Source organism: Cognatilysobacter terrigena (assembly GCF_004361065.1).
Lineage (GTDB): Bacteria > Pseudomonadota > Gammaproteobacteria > Xanthomonadales > Xanthomonadaceae > Cognatilysobacter > Cognatilysobacter terrigena.
In genome coordinates, this window is the sequence record NZ_SELT01000001.1 from 334,459 (window position 1) to 342,938 (window position 8,480).

7 protein-coding genes and 1 pseudogene are annotated in these 8,480 nt (G+C 67.1%); 3 read left to right on the top strand and 5 right to left on the bottom strand.

All coding sequences use genetic code 11. The features are described 5' to 3' along the window. Positions 1-53 precede the first annotated feature (53 nt). From pstS (EVS83_RS01715) to EVS83_RS01735, 5 genes are all read right to left on the bottom strand, one after another. Positions 54-1,136: a phosphate ABC transporter substrate-binding protein PstS gene (gene pstS, locus EVS83_RS01715; RefSeq protein ID WP_133498909.1), complete on the bottom strand. Its 1,083-nt coding sequence runs from the start codon at positions 1,134-1,136 to the stop codon at positions 54-56. Positions 1,137-1,274: 138 nt separating this feature from the next. Then, a complete protein-coding gene (gene pstS, locus EVS83_RS01720; protein WP_425456049.1) occupies positions 1,275-2,279 on the bottom strand; it encodes a phosphate ABC transporter substrate-binding protein PstS in 1,005 nt (334 codons plus the stop codon). Positions 2,280-2,485: 206 nt separating this feature from the next. Continuing rightward, positions 2,486-3,766 (bottom strand): OprO/OprP family phosphate-selective porin, encoded by a 1,281-nt coding sequence (locus tag EVS83_RS01725; RefSeq protein WP_133498911.1) that lies wholly within the window; start codon positions 3,764-3,766, stop codon positions 2,486-2,488. Positions 3,767-3,855: 89 nt separating this feature from the next. Further along, the gene (gene nth, locus EVS83_RS01730; protein WP_133498983.1) at positions 3,856-4,536 is read right to left on the bottom strand and encodes an endonuclease III; all 681 of its coding nucleotides are present in this window, start codon (positions 4,534-4,536) and stop codon (positions 3,856-3,858) included. 676 nt (positions 4,537-5,212) lie between these two features. After that, positions 5,213-6,007, bottom strand: coding sequence for an enoyl-CoA hydratase/isomerase family protein (locus tag EVS83_RS01735; protein ID WP_133498913.1), 795 nt, complete (start codon positions 6,005-6,007; stop codon positions 5,213-5,215). Between the two features lie 222 nt (positions 6,008-6,229). Here EVS83_RS01735 and EVS83_RS01740 point away from each other — a divergent pair, with 222 nt between their 5' ends. From EVS83_RS01740 to EVS83_RS01750, 3 genes and pseudogenes are all read left to right on the top strand, one after another. Continuing rightward, positions 6,230-6,925 (top strand): FKBP-type peptidyl-prolyl cis-trans isomerase N-terminal domain-containing protein, encoded by a 696-nt coding sequence (locus EVS83_RS01740; protein ID WP_133498915.1) that lies wholly within the window; start codon positions 6,230-6,232, stop codon positions 6,923-6,925. Between the two features lie 82 nt (positions 6,926-7,007). Next, positions 7,008-7,803, top strand: a pseudogene (locus EVS83_RS01745) (CoA pyrophosphatase). Next, positions 7,800-8,480: sulfurtransferase (locus EVS83_RS01750; RefSeq protein ID WP_133498917.1), on the top strand; the 681-nt coding region annotated here is incomplete at its 3' end. The pseudogene EVS83_RS01745 and the gene EVS83_RS01750, both read left to right, overlap by 4 nt.

The following is an 8,480-nucleotide window of genomic DNA, read 5'->3' on the forward strand; positions in this document are numbered from 1 at the left end:
CGCCGTGATGCGCGACGCCGTCATTGCGGTCCGCGTGTCGCGGACGCGTTCGATCACTTGAACTGGGTCGACCAGTAGGTCTCGACCTGCGACACCACTTCCGGCGGCAGCGGCACGTAGTTCAGCGATTCGGCGGTCTTGCCACCGTCGTGCAGCGCCCAGCGGAAGAAGTCGAGCGCGGCCTTCGAGCGCGCCGGATCCTTCGGCTGCTTGTACATGAGGATGAAATTCGTCGCCGCGATCGGCCACGCCTGCGCGCCCGGCGCATTGGTGATGACGACGCTGAAGTCCTGTGCGTTCTTCCAGTCGGCGGCCGCGGCGGCGGCCTGGAACGACGCGATGCTCGGCTGCACCCACTGGCCGGCGGCGTTCTGCATCTGCGCATGCGCCATGCCGTTCTCGGCGGCGTAGGCGAGTTCGACGTAACCGATCGACCCCTTGATCTGCTTCACGTATGCCGCAACGCCTTCGTTGCCCTTGCCGCCGATGCCAGTCGGCCAGTTCACCGACGTGCCTTCGCCGACCTTGGTCTTCCACTCCGGGCTGACCTTGGACAGGTAATTGACGAAGTTGAAGGTGGTGCCCGAACCGTCCGAGCGCTTAACCACGTTGATCTTGATCGCCGGCAGCGCCACGCCCGGGTTGAGCGCCGCGATCGCCGCGTCGTTCCACATCGTGACCTTGCCGAGGTAGATGTCGGCGAGCACCGGGCCGGTGAGCTTGAGCTGGCCCGCGGCGATGCCCGGCAGGTTGACGACCGGCACCACGCCGCCGACCGCCGACGGGAACTGGCCGAGGCCGGCAGCCGCGAGTTCGTCCGACGACAGCGGCTTGTCGCTCGAACCGAAGTCGACGGTCGCGGCCTTGATCTGCGCGATGCCGCCGCCCGAACCGATCGACTGGTAGTTGATCTTGCTGCCGGTCTTCTGCGCGTACTCCGCCGACCACTTCGACAGCAGCGGATAGATGAACGTCGCGCCCGCGCCGGTGATGGTCGCTTCGGCCTTATCGCCGGCGCTCGGGACTGCGGCGGTCGAAGGAGAGGCTGCCTTGTCCGCGCCGGTGTTGCCGCCGGAGCAGGCGGTCAACGCGACGGTCATGGCGAGAGCGAGGCCGGCGAGGCGGGCGACGTGCATGGCGACTCCATAAGGATGTGCCGCCGGATGGCGGCGTTGCCCCGCCATGAAATGATGTTTTTGTTACACGACCATGACAAGGGCGGCGCAACGCGAACGGGCCCCGAAGAGGGGCCCGTCCGGTTCAGCCATCGCGGCTCAGTACTTCGCGTTGACCGACCAGTACTGCTCGATCTGCTTGATCAGCGTATCCGGCAGCGGCACGTAGTCGAGGGCCTTGGCCTGCGCGTCGCCGCTGGTGTAGACCCAACGGAAGAAGTCCTTCGCATTCTTCGCGCCGGCGGCGTTCTTCGGCTGCTTGTACATGAGGATGAAAGTCGTCGCCGTGATCGGCCACGACTGCGCGCCCGGCGCGTTCGTCATCACCAGGTAGAAGTCCTTGGCGTTCGTCCAGTCGGCGCTGGCGGCGGCCGCGGCGAAGGTTTCGTCGCTCGGCAGCACGTAGTTGCCCGCAGCGTTCTTCATGCGCGAGTACGCCATCTTGTTCTGCAGCGCGTACGACAACTCGACGTAGCCGATGCCGCCCGGGATCTGCTTCACGTACGCGGCGACGCCTTCATTGCCCTTGCCGCCGATGCCGACCGGCCACTGCACCATCGTGCCTTCGCCGACCTTCTGCTTCCACGTCGGGCTGACCTTGCCGAGGTAGTTGACGAAGTTGAAGGTGGTGCCCGAACCGTCCGAACGGTGCACGACCGTGATCTTCTTCGCCGGCAGCTGGATGCCGCCGTTCTGCGCGACGATCGCCGGGTCGTTCCACATCGTGATCTGGCCGAGGAAGATCTTCGCCAGCGTGTCGCCGTCGAGTTTCATCGCGCCCGAGGCCACGCCCGGCACGTTGATCACCGGCACCACGCCGCCGATCACCGACGGGAACTGGATCAGGCCCGACTTCGCGAGCTCCTCGGGCTTGAGCGGCGCATCGGTCGAACCGAAGTCGACGGTGCCGGCCTTGGCCTGCGCGATGCCGCCGCCCGAGCCGATCGACTGGTAGTTCACCTTCTTGCCGGTGGCCTTGGCGTAGTCGGCCGACCACTTCGACATGACGGGATAGATGAAGGACGCGCCGGCGCCGGTGACGTCCGCCGCGTTGGCGGCGAAGGCGGCCACGGCGAGGGACAGCGCGAGCACGCGGGCGTGCATGGTGCGCGAACGAATGGACTTCAGCACGGAAGGACTCCTGGAAAAGGGACGGGCACGACCCGCCTCCCGGCATTCCATCGCGGCGTGATGACACGGCGGTTGCACGTCGATGACATTCGCGTGACACGCCGCAGAAACAAAAAAGGAGGCGCAGCGTTGGCTGCGCCTCCAATGACTCGACCCTTGGAGAGAGTGTGACGCCGCGATTACCAGTAGAACTGGACGCGCGCCTCGATGATGTCCGGATTGTCGTCGACGACGGCGTTGAACGTCCTGTTGTTGAGCGCCGGATCCGCGGAGTACGTCGCGCTGGTCTTGCCGATGTAACGCGAGCTGTCGACCTTGACGTAGTTCAGCATGAACTTGAAGTTCGAATGCCAGTACCAGTTCGCGCCGATCGTCCACGCGTTCTGGCGGCCGCCGAGCACGCCGTTGACGGTGGGCGTTCCCGTCGGCGCCGCCGGCGGAGTGATGCTGCCGTCGTCGAGATCGATGTGGTCGTAACGCAGGCCCAGCTGGAACATGCCGGATGCCGGGTTGTTCGGGAGCGGGGTGGTCGGCACGCCCGCCTTGTACCCGAACTTCTCGCCGGTGATGTTCCACACGCCCGAGATGTAATAGCCGTCGGCGTCGAACGAGCTGCCCGGCTGCGCGGCGTAAGGCGTGGCGTAGCGATCGACGCTCGCCTTCATGTATTCGCCCTGCAGCTTAAACGGGCCATGCGCCCACAGGCCTTCGAGGCCGACCACCGCTTCGCGGTCCGCATTGCGGATCCCAGTGGCGCCGGTGTCGACGAGACGCGTGCCGGCGAGGTCGGCGAGCGGACGCGCGCGCAGGCGGATCGTGTCCGTATCGGTGTCCATGTCGACGTACGACAGGCCGACGTGGACGATGTTGTCGCCGTTGTTGACCGGCGCCCACGTGCCGCGCAGGCCGTAGCCATTGCCGTGCGCGAGGTTGCGGGTCAGCTCACGCTCGAAATATGCGCCGGTGACCGACCAGTTGGTGTCGCCGTAGCTGAACTGGCCGCCGAGACGACGCGACACACCGAACGTGTTCGTGATCGACGCCTTGGCGATGAAGTCGTTGTTCTTGGTCGACGACAGTTCTTCCAGGCTGTTCGGCATCTTGAACTGGCCGATCTGGATGAACTTGTTGGCGTCGCCGCCGAGCTTGTACTTCGCGTTGACGTCGAGCCACTTGTTGGCCTTGGCGTCGTAGCCCAATACCCATTCGTAATTGCCCGGGCCCTTGCCCTTGAGCACGAGTTCCGCGCGACGCATGTCGAAGTCGTGGTCGACGCCGTCGTTGCTGTTGGCACCGAGGAACGCCTTGTCCTCGTTGTACCAGTTGGCATCGGCCTGGACGAGGCCTTCGAACGACACTTCCGAGTCGTGGATGACGTCGATGGCGACTTCGGCGTTGGCGGCCGGCGCGGCGAGCACGCCCAGCAGGGCGAGGGCGAGCGTGTTACGCGAGAGTTTCATGGCGGGTCCTGGGAAGGAGGAGCGCCGCGAAGGCTAGGACGTGAAGATTGCGTAAATGTGACAGTTCCGCGGCCGCTGGACGGCTGCGGTCATTTACGACGCGTCCGCGCCGGCGCGACTTCGAGCGGCGGAGCATTGCCCGGCGTCTTGTCCGGGAAATGACAGAGGTCGCGCACTATGCAGCGCGGGCAGTCTGGCACGCGCGCCTTGCAGACGTAGCGGCCGTGGAGGATCAGCCAGTGGTGGGCGTTCTGCAGGTACGCGTCCGGCACCACGCGTAGCAGCTCGTCCTCGACCGCGCGAACATCCGGCCCCGTCGCGAGCCCGGTCCGGTTGGAAACGCGGAAGATGTGCGTGTCGACCGCCATCGTGCCTTCGCCGAACGCGGTGTTGAGCACGACATTCGCCGTCTTGCGGCCGACGCCCGGCAACGCTTCCAGCGCATCGCGATCGCGCGGCACCTCACCGCCGTGCAGTTCGATCAGCTGCTTCGCCGTCGCGACGACGTTCGCCGCTTTCGTGCGAGTGAAGTTGACGTTCGCGATGTACGGAAGCAGCCGCTCGACGCCGAGTCTCGCGATCGCCTGCGGCGTGTTCGCCACCGGGAACAGCTTGCGCGTCGCGATGTTGACGCCGACATCCGTCATCTGCGCCGAGAGCGCGACCGCGACGAGAAGTTCGTAAGGCGTCGAATATTCGAGTTCGGTGGTGGGTGCAGGATTCGCTTCGCGGAAGCGCTCGAAGAGTTGAGTGATTTCCTTCGGTGTCATGCGCCGCGACGGCGTGATGCGCTCGCTGCCGCCGACGGGACGCGCGCTGCGCGGTCTGGCAGCCGCCGTCTTCTTCGCGACGTTCGCCTTGCCGCGCGCGGTCGTCTTGGACACGACCTTCTTGATCGCTTTCGCGAGCGCTTTGCGCGTAGGCGTCTTGCGACCGGTCTCGCTCGATGCGCTGATCGGTTCGGCTTTGCGTTGCGAAGCTGACGCTGCCCGCGACGGCACGCGCGCTGGCTTGGACGCGTCACCCGCCTTCGATTTGTCGCCCGCCATCGCTCTCGTGCGACCGGTACGCGTGCCCGTCGTCACCGCGCCGGCCCCTTCGCACGCGCAAGTGCGCGTTGCAACGCCGCGGCTGCGGCAGGCGGAAGGGCAGGCACGTTCGCCGCCGTGGCTGGTCGCGCATTGCGTGCGGCCTCACGCTCGACAACTCGTCGCGCGAGTCGGCGTTCGCGTGCGCGGAACCGCTCGCGCGCCGCGAGCGCAACGCGTCGCTGATTGCGCATCGCGATCACGTGCATCGTGCTGGCTGCGGCGCACCCCGCACACGGCTCGACATCGAGAAGCCCCGCCTCGATCGCCGCATCCACATCGTCGGCCTGCAGGCAGCCCGCGATCGCATGCGCCGCCGACAGCGCATTGCAAGCGCAGACGGGGCAGGGCGCGTGCGTCACGAGCCGTTGAACGAGGGCTTGCGGCGCTCGAGGAACGCCGACGTGCCTTCGCGCATGTCCTGCGTTGCGAACATCAGGCCGAACTGCGCCGCTTCGTATTCGAGACCTTCCTCGATGCCGCATTCGCCGCCGACGTTGATGCAGTCGATCGCACCACGCAGTGCGAGTGGCGCCGACGATGCGAGTTGCTGCGCGATCGCCATGGTCTGCGCTTCGAGCTCGGCCGCGGGAACGACGCGATTGACGATGCCGAGCTCGCGCGCGCGTTGCGCATCGATCGGCGTACCGAGCAGGCAGAGCTCGAGCGTCGCCGCACGTCCGGCGAGGCGCAGCAACCGCTGCGTGCCGCCGAAGCCGGGGATCAGGCCGAGATTGATTTCCGGCTGCCCGACGCGCGCGTTGTCCGCGGCGATGCGCAGGTGGCAGCACATCGCGAGTTCGAGCCCGCCGCCGAGCGCAAACCCGTTGACCATCGCGATCACCGGCTTCGGGCTCTTCTCGACGCGACGCATCATGCGCTGGCCGCGCAGCGAGAAGTCGCGGCCCTGCGCGGGTGTGAGGGTGTTCATCTCGGCGATGTCGGCGCCGGCGACGAACGCCTTCGGGCCGGCACCGGTCAGCACGATCGCGCGGACCGACGGCGCGTCGATCGCTTCGGCGAACGCGACGTCCAGGGCGTCCAGCGTCGCGGCGTTGAGTGCGTTGAGTTTGTCCGGCCGGTTGACGGTGATGATGCGGACGGCGTCGCGGTCGGCGACGGTCACCGGCGATGCGCTGCTGCTCTCGGTCATGGCGGGCCTGAATGGAAAACGTCGGGAAATCGCGCTCCGAAGCGGCCGCGGAACTCGAGCGGCGGGGCGCGGTCAGAGGGTTCGGTGTCAGTGGCGGTTAAGCCCTGCCCTCAGTATCCTAGCGCGCCACTCGGGGCTGTCGACCGGTACGCGGCACAGGGTTGTCCAACGCCGTTGCGCACCAAGCGCGCCCGGCTTTCCCCATACCGGAGGTTTCACCCGATGAAGTTTCGTCTGATGGCCGTCGCTGCTGCGGCGTTCGTTATTGCCGCGGGCGCTGCGTCCGCCCAGGACATCACGTCCGAAAAGGGCAAGCTCAGCTACGCGCTCGGCTTCAAGACCGGCGCCGACGCCGCCGAGCTCGTCGATCGTGGCGAGCAGCTCGACCTGGCCGCCATCACCAAGGGCCTGCAGGACGCGTACGCCAAGAAGCAGCCGGCCGTGCCGGTCGACCAGCTCCAGAAGGTGCTGGGCGACATGCAGACGCGCCTCACCACGAAGGCGAAGGCCGAGTGGGACAAGGCGGCTGCCGAGAACAAGACCAAGAGCGACGCCTTCATCAACGCCAACAAGGCCAAGGCCGGCGTGAAGGTGCTGCCGAGCGGCGTGCAGTACCGCGTGATCGAGAACGGCACCGGCGCCAAGCCGACCATGGCCAGCACGGTCGCGCTCGAAGTCGCAGGTCCGTACCCGTGGGGCAACCGCCCGCAGGAAGCGCGCCCGGCGCAGAGCATCCCGTCGATCAAGGTCAGCCAGATCGAAATGCCGGCGATGCGTGAAGTGATCCAGCAGATGCCGGTCGGCTCGAAGTGGGAAGTCGCGCTTCCGGCCGACAAGGCCTATGGCGCCGACCCGCGCACCGGTTTCCCGCCGAACGTGGCGGTGGTGTTCGAGATCAAGCTCGTCAGCTCCAAGTAATCGAACCTTCGCAGGTTCTCCGAACGCCGGCCTTGCGCCGGCGTTCGTGTTTCCGGCCCCCGCGCTCTGCGAGAATGCCCGCATGAATTCCCCGTTCCGCGCCGTCCTCAGCCCCTGCGTCGGCATCTGCGAGATGCGCGACGACGGCCTGTGCGCGGGCTGCTTCCGCACGCTCGACGAGATCGCGCGATGGGGCACGATGGGCGACGACGAACGCCTGCGGATCATGGACGGCGTGCTGCCGACCCGCGAGGCCGAACGCGCGGATGGCTGAGTTCGACGTCGCGCATCTTCGCCGCGCGCTGCATGCGCTGGATGCGCCGCCTCGCGGACCTGCCTGGAACCTCGTCGACCTCGACGGCCTGATCGACAGCGAACCCATGCGTGATGCCGCGGTGCTCGTCGGACTCGTACCGCGCGACCACGGCCTGCAGGTACTGCTCACGCGCCGCAACGACGCACTGCGCCAGCACGCGGGGCAGGTGAGCTTTCCGGGCGGCGCATGCGATCCCGGCGATATCGACGCGATCGCCGCTGCGCTGCGTGAAACGCACGAGGAAGTCGGTATTCCGGCGGCGCAGGTCGAACCGATGGGCTTCCTCGATCCGCTCGCCACGATCACCGGGTTCCGCGTGCTGCCGGTCGTTGCGATGATCGACCCGCGCTACGTCGCACGACCCGATCCGGCCGAAGTGGCCGTCGTGTTCGAGGTGCCGCTCGCGTACCTGATGGATGCCGACAACCGCGTCGAGCGTCGTTTCGACTATCAGGGGCGCAGCCGCGCGGTGTGGGAGTACCGTTATCCCGACCAGCGCATCTGGGGCGCGACCGCTTCGATGCTGCTCAACCTGCACGACCGGCTGGAGGCGCACCGATGACCTGGACCACGCTGATCGATGTCGATTCGCTCAAGCGCGCGATCGCGTCGGACGATCGACCGCTCGCCATCATCGACACGCGCGTCGACCTCGCCGATCGCAGCGCAGGCGCGAAGCGTTTCGCGGAAGGTCATATTCCGGATGCGCGTCGCGCGGATCTCGAAGCGGATCTCTCCGGTCCGCATTACCCCGGCGCCGGCCGCCATCCATGGCCGTCGGACGACGCGTTCGCCGCGACGCTCGGTCGTCTCGGCATCACGCCGGCGCATCAGGTCGTCGTCTACGACGATGCGCAGGGCGCGCTCGCCGCGGCGCGGCTGTGGTTCATGCTGAAGACGTGGGGACACGAGGCCGTCGCCGCGCTCGATGGCGGCTGGTCCGCGTGGCGTGCAGCGGATGGCGCAGTCGAAACGGGGGATGCAACGCCGTCGAATGTCGGCCCGTATGCGGGCGCCTTCGATCACACACGACTGCTCGATGCCGCCGACGTCGAGGCGGCACTGGCATCGAACGATCCCGTCGTCGACGCACGCGCCGCCGAACGTTATCGCGGCGACGTCGAGCCGCTCGATCGCAAGGCCGGCCATATGCCCGGCGCGCTGAACCGTCCCTTCGCGACGAATCTCGCTGACGGGCGTTTCCGTCCGGCCAGCGAACTGCGCGCGGCGTTCGACGCA